Annotated in this window: 1 protein-coding gene; it reads right to left on the bottom strand. The window is 61.4% G+C overall.

The features are described 5' to 3' along the window. Positions 1–105 precede the first annotated feature (105 nt). Positions 106–342: a ferredoxin gene (locus IMZ11_RS44675; RefSeq protein ID WP_228649877.1), complete on the bottom strand. Its 237-nt coding sequence runs from the start codon at positions 340–342 to the stop codon at positions 106–108. Positions 343–389: the final 47 nt, after the last annotated feature.

Raw genomic sequence — 389 nt, 5'->3', positions numbered from 1 at the left:
GGTGAACACCGGCCCGTTGCTGCGCAGGTATTCGTAGTACTCATAGGGATCCTGGGCGACGGCCGGATCGGCGAAGTAGTCGACGGAGGCGAGATCGGTCATGGCTCACTGGCCTTTCGTGCTGGTGTTGAGCAGGCTGATCGCCTGACGCGGGCAGGCGTCTACGGCGGATTTGACGGCGTCCCAGGTACCTTGATCCCACTGCCCGTCCATCGGGGCAGCGCCGGCAATCTCCTCGTCGGACAGGTCGAACACCTCAGGGGCAAGTTGGATGCACAACGCGTGGCCCTCGCACAGGTCGACGTCGACCACGACCCGGGTTCCGCTCATGTCTTCGGGCATCGGTTTCCTCAGTTCTGAATTTGATCAGTCGATCAAACCGTTAGGAT

It is taken from the genome of Microtetraspora sp. AC03309, assembly GCF_020826795.1.
GTDB classification, from domain to species: Bacteria; Actinomycetota; Actinomycetes; order Streptosporangiales; family Streptosporangiaceae; genus Microtetraspora; species Microtetraspora glauca.
The sequence above is the reverse complement of the archived record's forward strand: the minus strand, read 5'-3'. Positions and strand labels throughout refer to the sequence as shown.

Coding starts and splice junctions, on each gene's coding strand:
- IMZ11_RS44675 (WP_228649877.1), bottom strand. CDS start 342: ATGCCCGAAGACATGAGCGGAACCCGGGTCGTGGTCGACGTCGACCTG.